The sequence below is a fragment of the Acidianus sp. HS-5 genome, from assembly GCF_021655615.1.
Classification (GTDB): Archaea; Thermoproteota; Thermoprotei_A; order Sulfolobales; family Sulfolobaceae; genus Acidianus.
Window position 1 is genome coordinate 1,162,204 of sequence record NZ_AP025245.1, and the last position, 22,202, is coordinate 1,184,405.

The 22,202-nt window shown below is 32.9% G+C and carries 24 protein-coding genes; 13 read left to right on the forward strand and 11 right to left on the reverse strand.

Annotation, left to right across the window (positions count from 1 at the left end; all coding sequences use genetic code 11):
- Positions 1-36 precede the first annotated feature (36 nt).
- From HS5_RS06330 to HS5_RS06350, 5 genes are all read left to right on the forward strand, one after another.
- Complete coding sequence (locus HS5_RS06330) at positions 37-1,659, forward strand: ATP-binding protein (RefSeq protein WP_346729558.1); 1,623 nt, start codon at positions 37-39, stop codon at positions 1,657-1,659.
- Positions 1,656-4,682 carry a hypothetical protein gene (locus tag HS5_RS06335; protein ID WP_236753323.1) on the forward strand — a complete coding sequence of 1,009 codons (3,027 nt, stop codon included), beginning with the start codon at positions 1,656-1,658 and terminating at the stop codon, positions 4,680-4,682. Before HS5_RS06330 ends, HS5_RS06335 begins: the two co-directional genes overlap by 4 nt.
- Position 4,683: 1 nt before the next feature.
- Positions 4,684-5,337: a hypothetical protein gene (locus tag HS5_RS06340; protein ID WP_236753324.1), complete on the forward strand. Its 654-nt coding sequence runs from the start codon at positions 4,684-4,686 to the stop codon at positions 5,335-5,337.
- Positions 5,334-6,335 carry a DNA double-strand break repair nuclease NurA gene (locus HS5_RS06345; RefSeq protein WP_236753325.1) on the forward strand — a complete coding sequence of 334 codons (1,002 nt, stop codon included), beginning with the start codon at positions 5,334-5,336 and terminating at the stop codon, positions 6,333-6,335. Before HS5_RS06340 ends, HS5_RS06345 begins: the two co-directional genes overlap by 4 nt.
- 66 nt (positions 6,336-6,401) lie before the next feature.
- The gene (locus tag HS5_RS06350) at positions 6,402-7,487 is read left to right on the forward strand and encodes an RsmB/NOP family class I SAM-dependent RNA methyltransferase (protein ID WP_236753326.1); all 1,086 of its coding nucleotides are present in this window, start codon (positions 6,402-6,404) and stop codon (positions 7,485-7,487) included.
- Here the strand turns inward: HS5_RS06350 and HS5_RS06355 are convergent.
- From HS5_RS06355 to HS5_RS06365, 3 genes are read right to left on the reverse strand one after another with little or no spacing between them, the layout of a single operon-like run.
- Entirely contained in the window at positions 7,453-8,685 is a 1,233-nt protein-coding gene (locus tag HS5_RS06355) for a glycosyltransferase (protein WP_236753327.1), read from the reverse strand. The two genes, HS5_RS06350 and HS5_RS06355, sit on opposite strands and share 35 nt — an antisense overlap.
- Complete coding sequence (locus tag HS5_RS06360; protein ID WP_346729559.1) at positions 8,682-9,341, reverse strand: DUF5752 family protein; 660 nt, start codon at positions 9,339-9,341, stop codon at positions 8,682-8,684. Before HS5_RS06360 ends, HS5_RS06355 begins: the two co-directional genes overlap by 4 nt.
- Before the next feature lie 56 nt (positions 9,342-9,397).
- Complete coding sequence (locus tag HS5_RS06365) at positions 9,398-9,751, reverse strand: hypothetical protein (protein ID WP_236753329.1); 354 nt, start codon at positions 9,749-9,751, stop codon at positions 9,398-9,400.
- Between the two features lie 52 nt (positions 9,752-9,803).
- Here HS5_RS06365 and HS5_RS06370 point away from each other — a divergent pair, with 52 nt between their 5' ends.
- A complete protein-coding gene (locus tag HS5_RS06370; RefSeq protein ID WP_276574447.1) occupies positions 9,804-10,076 on the forward strand; it encodes an Rdx family protein in 273 nt (90 codons plus the stop codon).
- A 1-nt stretch (position 10,077) separates the two neighbouring features.
- On the opposite strand, the gene HS5_RS06375 is transcribed toward HS5_RS06370, so the two are convergent.
- Positions 10,078-11,694, reverse strand: coding sequence for a cbb3-type cytochrome c oxidase subunit I (locus HS5_RS06375; protein WP_236753330.1), 1,617 nt, complete (start codon positions 11,692-11,694; stop codon positions 10,078-10,080).
- Between the two features lie 228 nt (positions 11,695-11,922).
- Here HS5_RS06375 and HS5_RS06380 point away from each other — a divergent pair, with 228 nt between their 5' ends.
- The gene (locus HS5_RS06380; RefSeq protein ID WP_236753331.1) at positions 11,923-12,690 is read left to right on the forward strand and encodes an enoyl-CoA hydratase/isomerase family protein; all 768 of its coding nucleotides are present in this window, start codon (positions 11,923-11,925) and stop codon (positions 12,688-12,690) included.
- Here HS5_RS06380 and HS5_RS06385 read toward each other — a convergent pair.
- Together HS5_RS06385 and HS5_RS06390 are read right to left on the reverse strand one after the other, a co-directional pair.
- Positions 12,667-13,656 carry an ABC transporter permease gene (locus HS5_RS06385; RefSeq protein ID WP_236753332.1) on the reverse strand — a complete coding sequence of 330 codons (990 nt, stop codon included), beginning with the start codon at positions 13,654-13,656 and terminating at the stop codon, positions 12,667-12,669. The two genes, HS5_RS06380 and HS5_RS06385, sit on opposite strands and share 24 nt — an antisense overlap.
- Complete coding sequence (locus tag HS5_RS06390) at positions 13,656-14,378, reverse strand: ABC transporter ATP-binding protein (RefSeq protein ID WP_236753333.1); 723 nt, start codon at positions 14,376-14,378, stop codon at positions 13,656-13,658. Before HS5_RS06390 ends, HS5_RS06385 begins: the two co-directional genes overlap by 1 nt.
- Positions 14,379-14,409: 31 nt before the next feature.
- Here HS5_RS06390 and HS5_RS06395 point away from each other — a divergent pair, with 31 nt between their 5' ends.
- Genes HS5_RS06395 through HS5_RS06405 form a run of 3 tightly spaced genes read left to right on the forward strand, consistent with a single transcriptional unit; the run spans position 14,410 to position 16,563 of the window.
- Positions 14,410-15,360 (forward strand): AIR synthase-related protein, encoded by a 951-nt coding sequence (locus tag HS5_RS06395; RefSeq protein WP_236753334.1) that lies wholly within the window; start codon positions 14,410-14,412, stop codon positions 15,358-15,360.
- Positions 15,302-15,838, forward strand: coding sequence for an NTP transferase domain-containing protein (locus HS5_RS06400; protein ID WP_236753335.1), 537 nt, complete (start codon positions 15,302-15,304; stop codon positions 15,836-15,838). Before HS5_RS06395 ends, HS5_RS06400 begins: the two co-directional genes overlap by 59 nt.
- Positions 15,835-16,563 (forward strand): DUF1614 domain-containing protein, encoded by a 729-nt coding sequence (locus HS5_RS06405; RefSeq protein ID WP_236753336.1) that lies wholly within the window; start codon positions 15,835-15,837, stop codon positions 16,561-16,563. The genes HS5_RS06400 and HS5_RS06405 overlap by 4 nt, the downstream gene beginning before the upstream one ends.
- Here HS5_RS06405 and HS5_RS06410 read toward each other — a convergent pair.
- The gene (locus HS5_RS06410; RefSeq protein WP_236753337.1) at positions 16,547-16,804 is read right to left on the reverse strand and encodes a hypothetical protein; all 258 of its coding nucleotides are present in this window, start codon (positions 16,802-16,804) and stop codon (positions 16,547-16,549) included. The genes HS5_RS06405 and HS5_RS06410 overlap by 17 nt on opposite strands.
- Positions 16,805-16,847: 43 nt before the next feature.
- On the opposite strand from HS5_RS06410, the gene HS5_RS06415 reads away from it, so the two are divergent.
- Positions 16,848-17,393, forward strand: coding sequence for a thiamine-phosphate synthase family protein (locus tag HS5_RS06415; RefSeq protein WP_236753338.1), 546 nt, complete (start codon positions 16,848-16,850; stop codon positions 17,391-17,393).
- Here the strand turns inward: HS5_RS06415 and HS5_RS06420 are convergent.
- Positions 17,373-17,822 carry a PadR family transcriptional regulator gene (locus tag HS5_RS06420; RefSeq protein ID WP_236753339.1) on the reverse strand — a complete coding sequence of 150 codons (450 nt, stop codon included), beginning with the start codon at positions 17,820-17,822 and terminating at the stop codon, positions 17,373-17,375. The genes HS5_RS06415 and HS5_RS06420 overlap by 21 nt on opposite strands.
- A gap of 138 nt (positions 17,823-17,960) precedes the next feature.
- Here HS5_RS06420 and HS5_RS06425 point away from each other — a divergent pair, with 138 nt between their 5' ends.
- Positions 17,961-19,037, forward strand: coding sequence for an FAD-dependent oxidoreductase (locus tag HS5_RS06425; protein WP_236753340.1), 1,077 nt, complete (start codon positions 17,961-17,963; stop codon positions 19,035-19,037).
- Positions 19,038-19,078: 41 nt separating this feature from the next.
- Here HS5_RS06425 and HS5_RS06430 read toward each other — a convergent pair whose 3' ends face one another.
- Both HS5_RS06430 and HS5_RS06435 read right to left on the reverse strand, forming a co-directional pair.
- On the reverse strand, positions 19,079-19,666 hold the full coding sequence (locus HS5_RS06430) for a hypothetical protein (protein WP_236753341.1): 588 nt from the start codon (positions 19,664-19,666) through the stop codon (positions 19,079-19,081).
- Positions 19,663-20,322 (reverse strand): ParA family protein, encoded by a 660-nt coding sequence (locus HS5_RS06435; protein ID WP_236753342.1) that lies wholly within the window; start codon positions 20,320-20,322, stop codon positions 19,663-19,665. Before HS5_RS06435 ends, HS5_RS06430 begins: the two co-directional genes overlap by 4 nt.
- Before the next feature lie 106 nt (positions 20,323-20,428).
- Between HS5_RS06435 and HS5_RS06440 the strand changes: the two genes are divergently transcribed.
- Positions 20,429-21,388, forward strand: a complete 960-nt coding sequence (locus HS5_RS06440; RefSeq protein ID WP_236753343.1) for a VIT1/CCC1 family protein — start codon at positions 20,429-20,431, stop codon at positions 21,386-21,388.
- Here HS5_RS06440 and HS5_RS06445 read toward each other — a convergent pair.
- Entirely contained in the window at positions 21,382-22,185 is an 804-nt protein-coding gene (locus HS5_RS06445; protein WP_236753344.1) for a hypothetical protein, read from the reverse strand. The two genes, HS5_RS06440 and HS5_RS06445, sit on opposite strands and share 7 nt — an antisense overlap.
- Between the last annotated feature and the right edge of the window lie 17 nt (positions 22,186-22,202).

Below are 22,202 nucleotides of genomic sequence, written 5' to 3' on the forward strand. Positions count from 1 at the left end.
CCTTGTGTCTTTTATTTAATCTTTATTAACTTATTAATCATGCTAGCAGAAGGAAAAACGATAGGAATAGTACTACAAAAAAGTGAAGCTAACTCTATTCAAGGATTGTTGACTCCTGAATACGAAGTAAGTCCTGGGCAATTATTCCTTATTAAGGATAATAATAAGTTGTCATTATCTAGATTAGAGAATTTTGAATACATCAACGAATTTTATGATGAAAAAATTCCTATAGTAAAAAACATTCTTTCAGACAATGCTTCCTTTGATTTACTAAACATGAATACTGCGATAAAAGCCGAAATGAGTATAATTAAAAGATATGGTCATAATTCTTCTCCTTTGCCTGGATCTTTGATAAAGACACTTCCAGAAGAAAAGGATGAGAATTTCTTAGCGGAATTTTACAGTATAAAAAGCGCAGCAGAATATATAAGATATGGCAAGCTTGCAGGTTCTGATATACCGCTATTATTGGATCTTAACGCAGTTACCATGCACATAGGAATATTTGGAGAAACTGGAAGCGGTAAAAGTTACGATATGAGGTATCTAATTTATCTATTCTCTAATCTAAAAATAATGGGAAAGAACACTGCACTTCCCATGATAATAATTGATGCTAATGGAGACTATGCTGATTTTGCTACTATTAATATGGATTTAGTTTCAGGAGGTAGGAAATGGGTTAGAAAATATGTAATAAGAGAACCCAAAAATGATACGGAAAACAGGTTAACCATAGATTTAAGCCTGTTTACTCCAAAGGATCTTGCAGATTTTATTATTTCTCTTAAATATGGTGGAAATGAAGTGAATTCTCTACAGTCAAATTTACTGGATTACATTATTTCACAACATGATCAAAAAGAATATAATAACTTGTTGGGAAAGGAAGAAGGAATAAGTCTAATTCAACAAGAGATTTCATCAAATCAAAGTCTTAAAGAATTGGGTTTCAGCACAAGTACTGCAAGAGCTGTAATAAGTGCGTTAGAAATTTTTAAAGATAGAATAGTAAAAAGATACAAATTAGTAAGTAACTCATCATCTATAAACGAATCAGTCCTTGATATAACATGGAAAGAAAAAGGTTTGGCAATAATTGACTTTTCAGCCGACGGCTCTCCAGGAGTTGATATACCTACTAAACAATTGATAGTGAGTTACATATCAAGGCTTTTATTAAATTACTTAACTAAGGCAAAATACTCAGGTTCGCAAAGACTTATTGCTTTTGTAATAGAAGAGGCTCAAAATTACATCCCTTCAAATGACTATCCAATTTCTGCAAACATAACTAAGGAATCTCTAGTAACTCTTGCAACGCAAGGAAGGAAATTCGGAGTTTCTTTGTTTCTAGTAAGTCAAAGGCCAGCATTTGTAGACAAGTACGTACTATCAATGTTAAATACGTTCTTCTTCCACAGGATATATCATGAGGATCTAAAGTACGTTATGTCTGCATCAGGAGGACTTCCGGAATCGCTTGCAAAGGGGTTAACTTCACTAGACACAGGATATGTTATAGTTTCGGGGTTAATCTCAGCACTTAAAGTTCCAGCTTTAGTGAGAATACCTTGGGATTCTAGGTTAGGATCATACGCAGGAAGCGTGGAAAGAATTGATAGGGTTTTAATTGAAGATTCATCTAAATGACTTGCAATTATCGAATAAGTGAGACTGCAGCAGACTCAAAATCCTTTTATGATTTATACTTATGTATATCATCTAAGACAAGATATATAGATAGGCTAAACTTCTTTAGGCAAATAGGCTGGGAACTAAAAAGGCTTGAATCTCCTAGAGAGTCTCCAGAAATAATTGCGGTACTAGCAGATTGGGGTCAAGGCAAAACCAGTTTCTTCAACATCATAGAGGAAGCGTTAAAAGCTAGAGATATTAAAATATATAAAGAATCTTTTGTAAATATACTTAAAAAAGAAAAAGGAGATTTAACTTTTCTTTCTGATTATAAAGTAGCATTAATCGATGAGATGGAGTCGGGAGTAGATTTTGCGGTATATAGGCAATATCAGGATTATATAAGAGATTTTTGGGTTTCGATAAAAGAACTTGCCAATTCTAAAGGCGAAAATATTATTTATCTTTCAACTACTCCAAGTGCTTATTCAAAGGTATTCGGAATAGGAGGTCAAATAAATTCGCTATTTCCAGAGACTTACTATTCGTTTATACAAAGGATAAAGACGATTCAAATAATGCCTCCATCTAAGTTAGAATTTCTAGCAATGGTTGATTGCCTCTTAGATTATAATAATAAAAACAAGGACGTCTTACAATATCTCGATTTGCCTTACTGGGTAATAGGCCAAGAAAGAAGGAAGTATGCCAGGTTCTTTAATGACATACTTTGTAAATCCTTTGACTTTAAGGATCCAATAGATCAGTTATTTAAAGAAATTTCTGCAGCTACAGATCTGAACGATGAAGGAGAAACTCTGAGGAGTTCAGTTTTTGAAATCGAAAGCAAGATGGATAAGGAGGAAATAAAGAAATTTCATAAGGTTTTGTTAAGCAGAATTTTTACAGATAAAAATCTAATTATAAAAGAACTAGACGGGCATATAGTTAAAGGCTTTTTAGTAGATTTTCCGAGTTGGGTTGAAGTAACTAAGGATTATAAAATACCTCATGATGTGGAAGATTTTCTAATATTTTATTCAGATTCAGAGGAATTCGATAAAAGCGTGAATGTGTTTATATCAAGTGATATAAACAAAGTTATCTATGAAGGTATTAATGTAGATTTATCGGATGTTTATAAGAAATTGAAGGTTAAATCGAAAGGTGAAGCTTACGCTTTAGATTGGGGATATTATGAATCATTAGTAAATACTAATGTTGGAGGGCTAATCATAGATTTTAAGAGCAGAGAAATAAAAGAAAAGGCACTAAAATTCGTTAATGATAATCTATTGAATATAGAAAAAGAAGTAGATGCTTTTATAGTTTTTCTGAAAGAGATTGGCTTAAAATTTAATCAAAGATACGTAACTAAAAATATTAGAATCCTTGAATGTGATTTAGGAAATTCTGTTATAGCGAATTTGATTATCTATAAACCTATAGGAGAGGAAAACATAAGCGAAATATTAAAGGGCTATGAAGGAATAATTCATGGTATAGTATTTCTAGACAAAAGTAATGAGGATCTAAGTAAATATTCCATAGTCCAAACCGAAGTGGAATTATTTACTCCAATTAAAAGGCAACTGCTTTATTTACTGTTCGCTAATTTAAATCCAGATATAACTAGAGTAAGGAAAGATGTACTAGATATAAAATTAGGTGAACTAAAGAGGACAGCAAATGATATATTAAATAAAATATTGCAGAAAATTGTAATTCAGCAATTACCTTTAACCAAGGGAAACAAAAGACCAATGCAGTCTTTAAACTGGATACTATTTTCTCCTTCAATATATCCTGACAAGTATCAGAATGTATTTATGAAAGTGAACGAGATAGTAAACGAGAAATTTAGAATATTTGGAAGTAAACAATTTCATTTAGAAGATATAGAGACTGCAACAGTGCTGAAGGAAGATATAATTTCTTATCTTTCTGAGAACGGAATAATAAACTCTAAAGGAGGAGAAATAATATATTATGATGATTTAGCAGGGCAAAGAATTAAGGAATTTTCATCTACCCTTGTAGGCTATCTAAAGCAGAAGAATTTAAACGTGGAAAGTTTAATTGCCGAATATATTTATTATTTAAGCGAAGTAAAGAATGTTAAGCCAAAGTTAATTCAAATTGCTGGAAAAATTTTCGGGAAATCATCTACGGTAGAATTTTTATTATACTCAGCTGTTACAACAGGAGAAATAATAAATTATGTAGATGATAAAGATAAACTAACTAAGGAACTCATAGATTATATAAATAAAAATATTGGGGAAATTAATTCAGAGAATTTAAATGAAGGCTATTTTATTACTGTTAAGAAAAGGGATTCTGGAATTAGAAGCTTAAAAGACATGAAAGACTCTATTAATGAATATTATAATCAGCTTAAACTCGCAATTAAAAACAAGGATTATAAGAACCAATTAAGGCTTTCATTTCTGATATTAACTTTGTATTCATTATTTAAGGAGTTTGTAAATGACACTATAGAAGCCCAGAACGAAATTAATAAGATTAAATCTTATATGATGTCAAAACTTAACGTAATAATGAAAGCTAAGAGACTTTTAGGTATTAATGAAGATATAGAAGAAGAAAAGGAAGTTAAAGATATTATGGAATATTTAGACAGTAATAAGTTATTAAATGAGATTTATGACCTTTTAGAAAGAGTAAACAAAGTAAAAAGAAACGAGGAGTTAATGAATTTCATTGACAGTATAAAGAAAATATCTGGTAACGAGGATAACGATAACTTATTCCTTATTGCTTGGGAAGTATATAAGGCGAGCATAGACGGTACCCCCTTACCTTTCTTCGACGAATTAAAAAATACTACAATTTACAGATATAGCGAAAGACTTAGGGATATAAGTTCAAATATCATGAGGCTTCAAGCAGAGATTGAATCTATAGAGAAAATTAACCCTGAAGTAAATAAACTAAGACAAGAAATAAATAATCAAAGAAAACAAATTAATGAATTAATAAAAACTATAAAAGGTGAGTTGAACGAATTTAGTTGATTTGTTACTTAAAATTCAAAATGAGAAAAACTCATTAGACTGGGAAAAACTTAAAAAAGAATACTCTGAACAAGGAGAAATAATAAAGTCCCTTGACTCGTTAGTTTCAAAAATTAGTATAATAAAACAAGAGCTAAAAAGATGTTCTTTGCCAGAAGTTAGTGAAGAATGCACGACAATTAAGGATTATTTAGTTAAGGCTAAAAGCGTTGATTCACCTAACGAAATTGCTTCTTATGTGACCGGTGCGTATGAGGAGCTTAAACATTGTTTAAAATTATCTGAAGATATTATAAGGGATAAAATACAAAAATATAAGGAAAAGATAGATGAGAATAATAGAAAACTTAAAACCTATCTTAAAATATTCCTAACAATATTAGGTGAATCAAAAGACTTGAGATTATTTGAAACTACGGATGACCTTGAAGACTTAGAAATAAACGCTAAAAAATCAGAAGAAGAAGCCAGAAAAATTTACGATGAACTTAGAGAAAAGTTATCAAAATTAAATATAGATAGTAAAAAGCTTGATATCCTACTTTCCTTATTAGATCAAGGTCAAGTGACTATAACTAAGCGCAATAGTAAAGATGTGATAGAATTATTAAACTTTCTTGCAGAAAAAGGAATAATAATCACGGTGAAAATTTGAGTTCAATTTTACATAAGATAAGAAAGTTAGCAGAAGAAGAGGACGAGAAAGCTAGGAAAATAGATACAATACTCTCTTTAGTAACAGAGGATATATATTATGGTAATTCTGATTTAGAATTTTTATCTATTAATAAGATGAAAACTCATCATTTAGCTTGTGCTGTTGACGGTAGTAAGTATCAATTAGATGTAGGAGATTTTTCATTGATTATTGCAAGAGCAGTAAAAGTTAAAGGAATTTTAGAAAATGAAGGCAAGAAAATTCCTCCAGACGTTAAAGAGGATGTTAAACTTGAAGATAACTATTACGGGGAAGATAAGGTAAGTAAAGACGCTATTCTTTTAATGTTAACGTTGGAAACTGAAATTTTAAGTTCATGTTCTGATTGTGATATAATTTTTATTGACGGTCCTATTATAGATCCTCCCACCTATGATGAGAACGATGAAGATTTAAAGAGATTTCATGAAGCCAGAAAGCTAGTAATTTCTAACAATGATAAAATTATAGGTATAGTGAAGAGATTTGCCCAAAGATTTCTAATAAGCAAATTAATTAATGAAGGCTATGCGCAACTAATTGAGGCAAGAGAAAGTTACGTAGTTCAAAGTCTATTTTACAAACTTAGGCAGAAATTAGAGGACTATAAGAACCCTAGATTCTTGGGTTGGATATCTTGGAATGATATTTTTTCTTCAAAATATACGACTGATTTAGCAGGTTTAGGTAAAGCATATGTGAAGTATAATGTAAAAATGTATTCTGGATATTTCCAAGAAAATGCTATATCTCCAGTAGCAAGGATTGATGTATTAAAGCCTGACAATGAGAAACTAGCATATATTGCTACGTGGAGCTATCAAGGAATAAATGAAGTCACAATTTTAAATAAGTTAGCAGATGATATATCTAACGTAAGTAAGGCTGAAGCCGAAGCGTACTTAAAGTTACTTGTTTCGGCAAGAAAAACGCTACCAATGATGAGAAAGGCTTAAAGATTGATGAAATATCCTAGTCCAACTGAGGTTAATCATTTTTAAATGGACATATCATTTTTATTCGTGGATAATAGAAAGCTATTTGCAGACGCATTATTTTTAATAATGAAGAAAAGTCTTTCTCCAGAGAGAGCTTTCGATATTGCGTTTAAAAAATATATGCAGGGTAATAGGAAAGAGCTATACAAGGAATTCCTGGAATATATTAAAAAATATTTATATGCAAGAAACGTGTATCCTGGTATAAGCCCTAGAGAAGTTGATATGAGCATAAATCCAGATCCAATGTTATCTTTTCCTAAGTGGATATTTGAAAGACTTTATGCACTTTTAGGAGAAGAAGGCATCAAGGGAATATATAACCATAAAATTTGGGTAAGGGTTAATGAATTAAAGGCAAGCACTGATGCTGTTATTAAATCGTTAGATTCTGAAGGATATAAAGCGAAGAGGACTGAAATAGAATTTTTATTGGAGATAGAAAATACTGATAAACGTGTCTCAGAGTCTGCTGCGTTTAAGGAAGGTCTTTTAGTACCTCAAGATAAATCAAGCGTTCTTGCTGTGCTGACATTAGACCCAAAACCTTATGATAAAATTTTAGAAATAGGTTCTGCCCCTGGAGTAAAGTCTTCTCTAATTCAGCAGTTAACAAAAGATAAATCATATCTTATTTCAATAGACATCTCAGAAAATAGAATAATACAGCAGAAGAAATTAATGAGAAAATGGGATGTAAGCAATGTTGAGCTAATAGTAGCTGATGCATTACATTTACCAATAAGGAAAATTGATAAGGTATTTATTGATGCGCCTTGCAGTAATAGCGGTACAATAAACGTTGATCCTTCTGTAATATTACGCTTGAATAAGAGGAAAATTAACGAACTCTCCTCAATTCAAGTAGGAATTCTTAGAGAAGTTAGTAAACTAAAAACTCAAGTAGTTTACATAACATGCTCCTTATTTCCAGAGGAAGGAGAAAAAGTTGTAGAAAGATTTGAAAGAAATCTAGTTAATCTTCCTAATAAAGGTCATGAAGGTTATAAGAAAAGTAGGGTATGGTTAAGAGTGTTCAGAACTTATCCTCATAAGGACTTTTCTGAAGGATTCTTTATTGCAAAGCTGGACTTTTCATCTCTTCGATAGAATTTCTTCCAGTAACGTATAACATGACGCTCATATATTCCCTCATATGCCTTGTTATTAAGAAGTTATTTTTAACGTGATCGTGGGCATTTTCTCCTATTTTTTGTGCAACATCTTGGTTCTTCAATGTGTGAATAATGTAATGTGCAGCACCTTCAACATTGTCTACCAGATACCCTGTAATTCCGTGAATTATTTGAAGAGGAATTCCTCCGGTTCTGCCTCCTATTACTACTTTCCTTTTCCACATTGCTTCGCTAACAGTTAAACCGAATCCTTCCTTAATTGATTTTTGCAACACAACTGAAGCTCCTGTCTGGAAAGCGTTTATTTCTAGGTCACTATAAGGAGGTAACATTAGTAAGTGAATATCCTTATCATCTCCAGCTTCCTTGACGGTCTTTTCATACACTTCTTGTCCTTCTGGATCATCAGTAGCAGGACTTCCTACAAAGGCTAGCTGAAGCCCGTCTATATGTTCCTTAGCTAATTTGAAGGATTTAATTACTCCTATGGGGTCTTTAGCGTAATCGAATCTAGATATCTGGACAACTAAAGGTCTTTCAGTATTGATACCATACTTGTATAGTATTCTCTTTACTGTTATTTCAGGAATTGGTTGATTCTTTATTGATAATGGATCTATAGATGGAGGAATTATAAATTGCGTGGTAGTAACATCATCTCTTGCAAATGCTGGAGTAGAGATTATCATTGAATTATAATTCTCAATTTTCTTCTTCAGAAAATCCCAAACTGGAGCATAAGGGTTAGAAATATCTATGTGACAACGGAATATCCATTTTCCTTTTTTCTTGAATTTAATTAAACCCAAGGGTTGAGGATCATGAATCATTATTATATCGTAATCTAAAGGTACTTCGCTAGCGTTAATTTCCTGCCATTTTTCATAGGTTTCAAAAGCGTTAGGAGGTAACTCACCATAGCCGTTTTGCAAGGAATTGTGAAATGACTTTGTGACTCTAAAGAATTCGCTATCGCCCCTTATTACTTTCCAGTCTACATTAAGCCCTAGATCTCTCATAAGCGGTACCATTCTATTTAAGATCTCAGCAACTCCTCCGCCTGCCCTAGTAGAATTTACATGTAGTATTGAAAAGTCTTTAAGTTTCTCTGCAATCTTCACTAGACCGTAAAGTTCATCCTCACCTATTATTTTCTCGTATTTCTCTATCATTTTAACAGATCACCTTCCAAAATTTTTAATAAATCTTTTCTGAAATCCTCTTCTTCAGTGTAAGTTTGAGGATCTATCTTAGCTAATTTTTCTCCCAAATCAATAAGTCCAAAGTTGTCTTCTAACCATGTTGTGAAATCGTTCCTCTTACTTACGCTCATTACTCTTTTATATACGAAATGGTAAAATAAAGATCTAGCAGGAACTTTAGCAATAGCGTCCATAAATTCTGCTAACGTCCTAACCTCTATATCTAATGGATAAACTACCGGAATAAATGAGATAAAGACAAAGGGGTAATCAGCAACCTTATCTAAATGGCTTGATGTGTTTAAAAGCTCTAAAAGCTCTTTTCTTATATCTTCTATTGTTAAGGGTTCTCCGCCTTTTATATCGGCGATCACTTCAGCAAGATACTCGTCATGAAGAGATTCTCTAAGCCAGAAAGCAAAATCATTTGGTAAATCTTCTGGTACTACATGAGACGATAGCATGGGATGAAAGACGTGATAAAATATCGAATTTTTATCTACAGTTGAAATACCTTTTATAAGCTCTGATAGCGAACTGGCTTTAACCTTAGTGTATACTGGAGGATAGTATGCTGCGTAGAATTTAAATGAGATTCCTTTCCCTTGAGAATCAAGATTCATAATACAAAAATGGTTTAAAAAGTTTAAAACCTTTTATTCAACGTAGTTAATTTGGCAAATTATTCTTCATATGCTTCTGCGTACATTTCTTCAGGTAATTCTTCGGCAATCTTCTTTTTAACTTCTTCTAAGTGATCTAAAACTTCTTGTAAAGTGCTATATTCTGTTGGTATATACTTTAACCTACCATAAGACATCATATATGATCCTGGGCATAGGAACTTGTTTTTTACAACTATTGCATCAACTCCAATGTCTAGAATTATTCCCATTGTGGCTTCCTTGCTAACATTGTGCGCTGGATTCTCATACTGCTCTACTACTTTCTTTTCCTCATCTATAACTCCTATTATTTCCGCCTCATCTAAAGGCTTTAGATTTTGATTCTTATCATATGTTACTGCTATTTTCATACACACTTATCTCTTTAAGAGCTTATATAACATTTGCTAATTAACTTTCATAATGAGTGTTTTAAAAATTACAAACAAAATGTTGATTATGGATACAGTGAAGATAGTTTATTGTAGACCTTGTGGATATCTAGATAGAGCTTTGGATTTAGCTAAAGATTTATTACAATATTTTGATGATATAAAAATAGAAATAGAACAAGGAAAAAATGGAATATTTGATGTCTATCTAGATGGAGAGCTCATATTTTCGAGATACAAAGAAAAAAGATTTCCTGACAATACGGAAATTTTAAAAGAAATAGGAAGAAAAAGAGTAAAATAATTTAAGCTTTTACTCTTGCTATTTTGCTTATTGCGGTAGTTATCTTGTTTGATAATTCGCTTAATGAAGGTCCTTCATATCCTAATTGCATTGCTATAGTAGTTACTGTATCGCTTACTGATAGTCCCTCAACATTCGCGGATCTTCCTTTTAATAGTGATATTACGAGATTTCCTAACCATAATAACGTAGCGAAGTCCGCAATCATCGCTCCTAAGGCAGATAATACCTCAGGCGTTACGTAAGCTGGGATTATTGGATAAATCTCGGCCCTTCTTATTAGTCCTGCTAATCCTAATGCGTCAAATCCTACTACTATCATTGCTGTTCCTATCATGTATCCTACCATGTGGATCCATCCTAGTTTTGTTGAGTACCACATTCTTCCGGTTAGCATTGGTACCATGTAGTACAGTGTTGCAAATCCTGCAGGAACAATTGACCAGAATATCATTGCGTGGAAGTGTCCAGGAACCCACATGCTATTGTGAATTATTGAGTCAAATGATAAGTCACCGTTAGCAATTCCAGTTACTCCTGCTGCAATTGCTCCAGCAAAACTAATTGATATCCATACTGATATCAAGTTAGGCTTAAATTGTACCCCTCCTTTTGTCGTAGCCCATAAGTTGAAGAACGTTAACATTGAAGGAACTACTACTGCATACGTTAATACTTCTTGTAATAACTTTACACTAACCGGTAGGTCTACCATGTATAAGTGGTGTATTGGCACGTTATTGGAGAAGATTAAGTAGAGTAATGCTGCAACTCTTGCCATCTTATCACTATATAATGGTTTTCCAGCCAATAGTGGTATTAAGTAATACATTGAAGCTACTGCCGGCATCCATACAATGTAAACTATAGAGTGACCTAATATCCAGAATGCTATTTGATTTGCTATTGGGTCTAATCCTACTAATCCGAAGTACGCTAAAATATCCCAAGTGTTAGCAGCTGTTTCTCCACTCCATCCAATTGCGATCATTAATGAGGTCATTAACGCAAAGACTGCAAATATTGGAAGCTTCTCTTTTATACTCTTGCTGACCATATAGTAATGATATATTAGCCATATCACATATATGTAAACTCCTATGTCCATTAGCTCATATCCTATAAACCACAGTGGTGATATTACATACTGTGAGTAGGTTGGTATTCCTAATGGATTTAAATAATACCATCCTGTAGCTCCAAAGTAATTGTCATTAAATGATGGGAACGCTACAATTGGTCCTTCCATTAACATGAATGCTATGTTGAATAAAACAAATCCTATGTTGAGGAACCATTTTGCTCTAGGTTGGAAGTTCAGTAATTTATACGAGAGAAAAATGAATACTGCTACCTCTAGCTGTACTGCAAAGCCAAACAGATCCCTAACCCCGTGTAAGGTTATTCCTCCGTAATACTCTTGTGAAGTGAATACCAAAGTTTGTGATAATCCCCATACCATTTCTTGTATCCTTGCCATTAAAGCATCAATTATGCCCAGAATTCCCCATACGAGGCTCAATACTATCATAGCCATTGATATTCTGCTTACCCAGTCCTTGTCTAATTGGAATACAGCATTAACTAGCGTTACAAGAGGATTGGACTTAGAACTCATAGGTATTGCCTATAATATTACCATATTTAACTTTATCTTCATAACGATTAGATAAAGTTATAAAAACTTATTTTTATATAATTTGAGAGAAATTTTACCTTAGTGTAAGCCATATAATTTTAATAACTAAAGTATTATAACATATTTAACTTTATATTATAAATAAATTTTAATTCTAAAGAAGTGATGGAGAAAAGAGATAAATAATTGCTGTAAAGAATAAGATTGATGTTTGTCAATAAGGAGTATAAGGATAATTACATTCAATTGTCATTTAATACGGGAACAAAATATAATATTATTAATGTAAGATTTATGACAGAACTTTTGGATGTCTTAAGTGATATAGAAAGGGAAAAGAAATATACGTTCATAATCTTTAAAGGAGAAAATGGTAACTTTGGCTCTGGAGCGGATATAAGAGAGCTAAATAGGGCCTCAGTAGATAGGGAATTCGCGTCATCTTTTTTTAATTACATGAAAGATCTTTATCTAAAATTGATAAATATAGATAAAATTACAATAGCTCAAGTAGAAGGTATTGCTTATGGGGCTTCGCTAGAGTTATTGTTAGTTATGGACTTTGTCATAGCTTCAAAATCTGCTAAATTTGCTGCTCCAGGAGGTAAAATAGGAGTTTTTCCTCCAGTCTTGATAACTTTAGGTCCTTATATAACAAGTTTAAATAACGTTAGAAGGTTAGCAATACTAGGAGAAGAAATAACTGCAGAAGAGGCTGAAAAAATTGGTCTTATTACTAAGGCAACCGACGAAATAGAGAAAGAGACTGCTAATTTAATTTACAAAATGTCCTTTATGGCCCCTACTTCGCTCATGTTGATGAAGAGGCATATAATGAAATACCTCGATAGGGATCTCTCTGAAGCATTCAAGTCCCTAACTATCCAGGTAGGAGGAGATGAAAGCAGGGAAGGTATTACTGCGTTCCTTGCTAAAACAAAACCCAGCTGGTTAGTCAATCTCCCTAAGTTTTAGCAATTTTTCTCCTAAAAATACGCTCGTTATAGTAAAAATTATTATATAAGCTATCTCCCATGCTTGAGGTAATTGCTGATAAACTGTAACTTGCCTTATTATATCGTTAAGCACTGAGACTGGTTGGTAATTTATTAGCAATTGTATTATACCAGGAAACGAATTAATGTAAAAGAATGCATTACTCAAGAATATTAAAGGTAAGGTAACTATATTAGCCGCTACATTAGCTATAAACAGTTTATCTTTAGGTGTTAAGCCAAATATTATTGCTCCTAGACCTGAAAACATTAGTGTGCCCACTATTAAGAATACAACAAAAAGTACTCCTATAATTGGAATGAAGCCTAACGCTAAGCCTAATAGCAATATGGGTACAATTGAAATGAAAGTAATTACTATTTCATAAAGCATTAGTGAAATTACCCATTCATAGCTTTTGAGCGGAGAAGCGGCTAATCTTTCAACAAGTTTATCTCTATAGTATCCTGCACCAACGCCAGTAACTCCAAAAACTCCGTTAGATAGCGCAATAACTCCTATCATTCCAGATAATATATAATCCACGTAAGTAAATCCCTTAAGTTGAGTAGCTGAGACAACTATAGAACTATGGGTAGAATACTCGTTCAGAACAGCTTCTAGAGAAGGTATAAGATATTTAGCGTCCTCGGGATAAGATATATTATAAGATTCGTTTTGAGTATAAATGTAAATATAATTATGAAGTATTGCTTCTCTTTCGTTATTGCATGTAATGCCTACAAACAGTTGTGTAGAATTAAGATATTTTGCTAAGTCTTGGTTATTCGTTGCTACAACTTGAGTTACGTGGTTTATCCCTGCAAAACCGAAGGCGAAAATTAAGGTAAGGAATAATGGAAATACTAAAATGAAGAATATAGTAGCTTTATTACTTAAATTATCTTTAATTATTGCTTTAGCAGTAGATAACATGTTTTTCATTATTCCTCACCAATGCTTTCTAACAGTGCTAAATAAGCTTCTTCAAGAGTGGGTTTTTCAAATTCTTTCATTAGGCTCTCCGGTGTCGATAGTCTAAGTATTTTTCCAGAGTAAATTATTGCTATTCTATCAGATAATTTCTGTGCTTCGTCTAAGTAATGTGTAGTTAACAGGACTGTAAGCTTTCTATCTTTCAATTTTCTCATTATATCCCAAACGTTCCTTCTAGCCTTAGGATCTAAACCCACAGTGGGTTCATCAAGATATACTATTTTAGGATTTCCTACTAAGGCACAAGCTATTGCAACTCTTCTTTTTAGTCCTCCAGATAATTTCTTGAATTTTGTATTCTTATATTCCTCAAGATCTAATTCCTCGATAACCCCATTTACTTGCGATTTATCTCCTTCATAAATACTGGCAAAATATTCCACATTTTCCCTTACGCTCAAATCAGAGAAGCCTTGAAAATCCTGTGGGACGATGCCTACAATTTTGCGTATTTTATTACACTCTTCTGGAACCTTCATTCCCAATATTTCTATTTTGCCGCGATCAGGTTTAGATACGCAAGAGAGAACTTTTATTGTAGTTGTTTTTCCTGCGCCATTAGGCCCAAGTAATGAGAATATTTCTCCTTCATTAACTGAGAACGAAATACCTTTAAGTACTTCTTTTTCCTTATAACTTTTCCATAAGTCTTCAACGCTGATTGTTATCATAATTTATTTGTGTTTATAAAAAGTAGTTAATGTGTCTTTCGGCAAAGTACCTTTAAAAGAATTTTTATATAAAATACCTAGCGGCAATTGCGAGATATGTCCTTCTATTGGTGAGGATGACGCGATAATTAAGGTTAATGAACCTTATATAGCTATCCATTCAGATCCTATAACTGAGTCCTCAGTAGATCCAGGATTTCTTTCTATAGCAGTTGCATGTAATGACGTTAACATGAAAGGTACGCGTTGTAAGTGGGTTTTAACTACAATTCTACTCTCTACTAAGAAGAGTCTAGATAGAATACTCTCTGGAATAAATGAAGCATGCAGTATCTTAGGCTGCAATGTTGTAGGCGGGCATACGGAAGTTGTGATGAATTTACCTTCAGATATAGTAGTAACTACCGCATTTTCAACTACTGACAAAGTTTTAACTGCAAGAAATGCTAAGGAAGGTGACTACGTCGTAATGGTAGGTAGCGCAGGAATAGAAGGTACCTGGATTTTAGCAAACCAATTCGAAGATTATCTACTGAAGGCAGGAGTAAAAAAGGAGACTATAGAGTCTGCAAAACGTTTTAAACATGATATAATAGTCCAAGAAAAAGCTTTGAAAGTATCTGAATACGCTATAGGAATGCATGATACTACTGAAGGAGGTGTACTGCAGGCATTAATGGAAATATCTAAATTATCTAACTTAAGGGCAGTTATAGACCCAAGCCTTATTCCGGTAAGGAGGGAAACTTTAGAGATTACTAAAGCGTTATCAATAGATTATTTAAGATTAGTATCCTCAGGGGCATTTCTAGTTGTAACCAGAAATCCAGAAGAGGTAATGAAGAAGGTAAGCGAGGGAAATGTAATAGGAAGATTAATAAAAGGTGGACCAGGCCTTCACTTAGAAGGAGTGGGAGATTTTAATGAGGACTTTGAGGAAGAACTTGTTAGATTTGAAGGTAGTTATAATGGCGGGAGGTAAGGGAAGTAGATTGTCTCCAATGAAACCAGTTCTTGAAGTATGCGGTAAACCTATGGTATTATGGGTATACGAGTTCTCGAAACAGTTTTCTGATAAAATATTCATAGCTACAGTAAAAGGGCATCCTACATTATCAATTCTAGAGAATATTTTTCCAATGAGTAGCATAATCTTTACTGAAGGTAGAGGTTATGAATTTGATGTTATAGAAGCCGTTAAAAATGTTGGATTTCCTAGCCTAGTCCTTCCTTCAGATACTCCTTTTATACCTAAAGACGCTATTGAGGATCTTCTTAACAAATGTGAGTCATCTATCTGTACTTTGCTTTCCAAGGGTGAGTTTATAGGTATAAGCTTATGGAGATCTGTGGATACTTCTTCTTTCTCTTCAATAGAGACAAACCATGAAATCATAAACGTTAATACGAATAAAGATTTATTGAAAATAAATAAAGAGTGTACTGAGGGATTTATTTGAAAAGGATAGTAATCTTTTACCCATTTAGAGGTATATTACTTCCTGCATATCTTTTCATGGGCCTAATTTTGGTTCTTGTTTCGATAGGCTATTTTAAGGACTTACTCTTATTTGTAGGTGTAAGTAGGAAATTAAGTTATTTATTTGCTTTTGAAATATCTTTTCTGAGTTTACTTTTAAGTCCTGTGAATTTTGTAATAAAGGAAGTAAAAAAGAAGGCAATGGCTCCCAGGTATGATGTGGTTTACGTTTTTGGAGTTCCTTTTTATGTACCTAGATTGGATATAGAATATCTTACTACACTTGTTGCAATAAATTTTGGTGGTGCACTTATTCCGTTAATATTATCAGTATCTTTATTATTTTTACTTTATAAATATCTAGCGTTTATCTTTATAAATATAATACTTTTAATTATAGTGTCAAAATATTTCTCAAAAGTAGTAGAAGGTGTAGGAGTTGTAATGCATCCTTTTATTCCTCCTTTATTTTCAGTACTATTCAGTTATTTTCTATTTTTTAATATACCACAGCTTATACCAGTCTCTGCCTATATTTCAAGTGTCTTAGGTACATTAATAGGAGCTGATTTACTCAATTTAAGAAAAATAATTGAGGCTTCTCCTCAAATAGTAAGTATTGGTGGAATGGGGAGTTTTGATGGAATTTTCCTATCTGGCTTATTTTCGGTACTTTTAGGAGAATTGGTTATATCCATATTCTAAACGTTCTTTTATACTTCTTAACTAGGGCTATTGCTTCTCCTCCTTCTTTAAATTTTACAAGCGCTTTTCCTCTTTCAAAAATTCCTTTAAGGTAAGTAATTCCTCCTTCGTAATTTACGCTATCATATCTCAATAACCTTCCTAATCTGAATTTTTTACTTACTTTTTCTAGAATCTCCACTTCATAGTCTTCAGTGTTCACTATTCTCTTTGGAGTGTAGAAAACGTAAATCTTCTTCACATTGTTCTATATGCTTATATATTATATATTGTTAACTCACTATATGGACGAAAGAGATGAAGTTTTGATAAAATTGAAAGAAGCAGCAGATTTATTCGTTGATACTTTAGGCACTTATTTACTCGTCCCAGAAATAAGAACTAATATAGGTTATGCGATTAAGGGAGCTAAAAGTGCTAAAGATGTTGCCGCAATACCTGGGAGAATTACCGTAGCGTTTAATAGGGCAATTTACTGTATGCCTCCAGCTTTCGGCGCCTCAGATCACGTGGCGAGAGTAATATTAACTGCCATGTCTCACGATGAGAACATTAGAAGTTCAATAAACTTAAAATATTATGAAGAAATTGTGAAGAATTTGAAGGATGTATTCATGTTTAATAGAAAAGAAGAGCCAGAAGAAAGTAGAGAAAAGGAAAGACATACTATGAATTTCATGGTAGATATTGCTTATTCGAGGTTAAGCAGAATACCCAAATATATAGTAGATTTAGGAGATTACGGTAAAGAACCAAGCATTTTCATTTTAGGTAAGGAGCCAATAGAAGTAGTAAAGGACGCAATAAGTTTACTTCAATTTATTCAATAGATCTTCTATCTCATTTTTACATCCGTTTATAATATCGTTTATCCTTTCATACTCGTCATCATTTAATTTATCTCTAAAGTTATAAATTATTAAGCCTATTTCAAACAATTGATTAACGACTTTTCTATACTGATTATTCTTAGTAAAAACATTCGTCATTTCATTCTTCATCTTCTCAAAAGCTTCTTTCCCTTTGTCCGTCATAACGTAAATCTTCTTATCGTCTTTTTCCTCTATAGTTATCATACCACTTTCCAAAAGTTGTTTTAAAACTGGATAAAGAGAGCCAGGACTTGGTTTATATATTCCATGGAATTTTTTCTCTATTGTCTTGATTATTTCGTAAGCATGCATTGGTTTATCGTTAAGTGCCTCTAGAATTAACATTTTTAATGTACCTTTTCTTAGCCTTTCTAAGTTCATTTTCATAAGTAAAAATACCTTCTGGCTATTTTATAATTTTAATTCTTACTTCATAGAATCATCTATTTTTATAATTAACTTTATTAAGATTATTTAAAAATTAGGGTTACCCTTAAATAATACAACTTCACATTCATACATACTATGAAAAAGAAAGTTGTAATAGTTGGTGGCGGAAACGCTGGATCTATTGTAGCAAATAAATTAGCTAAGAATCATGATTTAGAAGTGATGGTAATTGAGCCTTCAGAATATCATTACTATCAGCCCGGTACTATAGACATAGTAGGAGGAATAGGAAAGGAAGAGGAAATGATAAAGAACAACTCTGAGATCCTGAACACAAAATGGATAAAAGATTATGTCACAAAGGTAGATTTTGAAAATCATACAGTAATTTTAAAATCAGGGGATAAGATTGGTTACGATTACGTTATAATATCTGCAGGTGTGAAGAATAAAGAACTAGAAGGCTTTCCGCACTGGCATACTATTGAAGGAGCAAAGTTAATGAAAGAGATGGCAGACAACTTCGAAGGCAAAAAGATCGTTGTTGGATACTTTGGTTTGATAAAATGCCCTGCGGCCCCTTTTGAATTATCCTTTATTTTAAGGCAAAAATTTCCTAAGGCCGAAATAACCTTAGTAAACCCTGTGGCTCAACCGCCTCAAATACAAAAACCTATGGCAGAGATTTTAGGTAAAAGAGCTAAGGAGCTAAGAATACAAGTTATAAGAGGTTTTAAAATTAAAAATGTAGATAAACAGAATAAAATTATAGAATCAGAAAATGGAGAAAAGGTGAATTATGATTTAGCATTTATAGATACTCCTATTAAAGCAGGAGAAGAATTCTCTAACCTTGTAGATAATTCCGGGTTAATTCCTGTCAATAAAGAAACGTTAAGGTTTAAGGATTATGATAACGTTTTCGCTATAGGTGATATTACTAGTATAACTACACCCCCGAAAACGGGAGCTATTGCTCACTTTGAAGCTAATTATGTAATTAAAGAGATCCAGAATGATTTATATGGTCAAGGTAAGGGCAAATTCGACGGTTCTGCAGCATGTGCTGTCTATAGTGGTTATGGAAAAGGCTCATTCATTTATATGAATTATGAAAAGAGTTATGCATTAGGTCCTTCATCAATATTTTTCACGGCTAAGAAAGCATTTGCGTCAATATATTGGCTGACGGTTGAAGGTAAAATACTCTAGCTTTTTTCAAAAATCTTTACCTAGAAAATGTTAGGAAAATATTACCTTTGTTTTAGTTGTGAAATTTTTTCAGCCTTGCTAAAAAGATCTGGATACATATTCTTCAATCCATACTCCAGAGCTTCTTTAGCTATCCTACTCATTTTAAATCCAGGCTTTGTGTTATAAAGATACTGCAAAACTAAATATGCAGGATAACTCCAAACACCTATCTTAGGATCCTTATCTAGAAATCTCTTCATTATGTTTTCTGTACTATCTTCACTAGACTCTCCTTTCTTCTTGTACTCCTCTTCGCCTAGAGTATTCCCTTTATTTTCCTCAATCTTACTTCTACTGTCTAGATGTATCTCTTTAGACTCTAGAGAAGAGGCTGATGTTTTCTCTCCAGAAGTTATAGTGTCTTGAATATTCTCTCCTACCTTCTTTTCATTTATCTCCTCTTTTTTAGACTCTAGAGAGTGCGTTTGCATCTCTTCTTTCTTTAGTCCAAAGTCTTCTCTCTTTTCTTCGGCTTCTTTTATCTTCTCTCTATTCTCTTTAGTATTTCCTATATTCTCTGTGCTATTCTTCTCTTCTTTCTTCTCTGTACCTTTTTTTCTATTCAGTAAGAAGTCTAGTTCACTCACTCTAGAGTCACCTTTGCTAACTCTTCAAAGAAGTGTACGAGCTTTGGTTTCTTCATTCTTACCTCTTCATATCTAGTTGCTGGAACTCCTAATCTAGAGGCTTCAATGAATAATCTAGACTGAGGAATATGCACATTTAAAAATTGCACTGACGGTAACTCTAGGGTTACCGCCTTGTTAGACAAATTAGTAAAAGCTAGAGCTTTCTTGCTAAGACTCTGTAATCTTCCGTCTAGATTTTTAGCTGCTTCTAAAGCTAAAGGCTGAGGAGTAACTGGAGACAATATTTTATCTGCAGCTATCATCGACGCTACTGCTAACGTACCCAAATTTGGAGGCGTATCTATGACTAGAACATCAAAGTTCTTTGCAGTTTCTTTAATTTTATTTACAACATCCTCTACATCTCCGTTTAGTTCGGCTTTAAGTAAGCCTAAATGAGCAGGGAATACTTCCACGTTAAAAATATTGACACTTTTGCCACCTATTTCAAGTTCCTTCTTTTCTCTTTTCATTCCGAAAGACGTAGTGCTTCCTCCTTCAGGGTCCATATCTAGTAAAGCAACATTCTTTGTCTTTGATATGATGTAAGACAAATTAACTGCGGTAGTAGTTTTACCAACACCGCCTTTCTGGTTGATAACTGTTATTATCATGTCTAGAGTATTCAATGAAGATTTTTTTATAAGGATTATTAGACGGTATTTCCAGACTCTACTGTATAGAATAACTTTTAAATAGTATCAACTCTAATCTAATGTTATGATAAGTGAGATAGTAAGGAAGAATTATAAGGAAGAAATTCTAGGTGCTACAGTTTATGAGGAATTGGCAAGAATTGAGAAAAATGACAAAGTAAAAGAAGTTTTAGAGGAGTTAGCAGGTGGTGAGAAGTCTCATGCTGCTTTTTGGAAAGAAGTTGCAGACTCTAGAGGAATAAAGCTGGAAGGACTTGGATTCTTTGATAAATTAAAAATAAGATTATTTAAACTTTTTAGAAGAGTCTTCAGTCTACCTTTAACTTTAAAACTGGTTGAAAGAGGCGAAATAAGTGACGCGGAGAAATACTATCAATTAGCTAATGTAGCAGAATTTAATGATACGGAAAGGCAAAAGCTTTCGTCAATAATGATGCAGGAGCTTGTACATGAGGATTTACTCGTTCAGACTCAAATTAATGTAGATAAGATAAGAGACTCAATTTATGCAGTAAGTGATGGTTTAATAGAAGTTTTGGCCGGAGTTTCTGGTCTTTCAAGTATTTTAGTATCTCCTTTTCTTGTAGCTTTAGGCGGTCTAATAATAGGAATTTCCGGTACAATTTCAATGAGTATAGGGGCATATCTATCGTCTAGCTCGGAGAATGATATTAGAAAAAGCAAGTTAAAGAAAGAGAAATTAAAGGCGTTATTAGGTCATGTTTATTCAGAGGATGGAAATGAAGGAAATAAGGATTCTGAAAGCGTTAAAATAACTGCTATCTCTTATATTCTTGGAGCTTTAGTTCCGATTCTTCCTTTTCTCTTAGGGCTCGGAGGTCTTTTAGGTCTTGTTACGTCTTATGCGTTTACTGGAGTTATTACATTTATGGTTGGTGGGATTATAGGACTATTAAGTGACGTTAGCCCACTTAAGAAGGGCTCAATAATGGCAGGATTAGCAATAGGAGCTGCGTTAGTTACGCACTTAATTGGAATAGCCTTTCACTTTATAGGCTACTGACTTAACTTCCAAATAATGCCTTTCAATATCTCATCCTTTATTATCTGCTTTTGTTTATATTCGAAGTATATTTTGGCCTTCTCTTCAAAAGTAAGAGCTTTTCCATTTATTACGTCATCTTCGCTTGCCTTTCCGCCATTTATATTAATTTCTACTTTATTACCATCCTCAATATTCACGGTAAGGATATTATTATAAGGGAAGACGTTATTCGAAATAACTGAAATAAGGAGTAAATTCTTAGATTCGGGTATTATCAAATTACTCTTGAATAGTTTAGACTCTTCAATCTTCTCTACGGATCTTGAATCCATGAATATATTTCTCTTCTTTTCAATATTAACTAATTCACTATTTTTAAATTCTACTATGATATCATCATCCGATTGAGACAAGATATACTGGTTTAGTTCATCAAAAGAATGATGAATTATGAAGGTTAATCTGAACTTCCCTTCAATTGGGACTGCTTTAGGGGGAACGTTATTGTTATTAACTATAATTACTTTATTGCTTTCTCCTATAGGTACAAGATAATATGGGAATTCTTCATATTCTTTTCCATTGCCGAATTTTTCTTTTACTTTCTTTATAAAGAAAGTCTTGTTAAATTTGTAGTCTGAATATAATGGCGAGAATTCTCTCTCTAGACTCTTGACTAAATTATTTAATAACTCCTCCTCAAGATAGAAGGACAGTATTGGTACGAGTTCATTAGTATTGCAATAATTAATTACATCTTCTGCATCCTTTTTTAGAGGTGAATCTAATAATTTACGTAGCGATAAGGGATTCATTCAAATTTTACTAAAAT